We start from the raw sequence: 317 nt of genomic DNA on the forward strand, positions 1-317 counted from the left end.
ATGTCAATAATTTGGTGCTCTTCTATCTCTTCTTGATTACCTCCATTTTGACCACTTTCTCCTTCTGGCGTTGTGTCTTCAATGATGTCGATAATTTGGTGCTCTTCTACCTCTTCTTGATTACCTCCATTTTGACCACTTTCTCCTTCTGGCGTTGTGTCTTCAATAATGTCAATAATTTGATTCTCTTCTACCTCTTCTTGGCTGCCTTCGTTTTGGCCACTTTCTCCTTCTGGCGTTGTGTCTTCAATGATGTCGATAATTTGATGTTCTTCTATCTCTTCTTGATTGCCTTCATTTTGGCCACTTTCCCCTTC

Annotated in this window: 1 protein-coding gene; it reads right to left on the reverse strand. The window is 40.4% G+C overall.

Going from position 1 to position 317, the window contains the following annotated elements; all coding sequences use genetic code 11:
• On the reverse strand, positions 1 to 317 hold a 317-nt coding region (locus tag CD118_RS12060), incomplete at both ends, for a hypothetical protein (RefSeq protein WP_425353209.1).

Origin of the sequence: Staphylococcus coagulans (assembly GCF_002901995.1) — a bacterium.
GTDB classification, from domain to species: domain Bacteria; phylum Bacillota; class Bacilli; order Staphylococcales; family Staphylococcaceae; genus Staphylococcus; species Staphylococcus coagulans.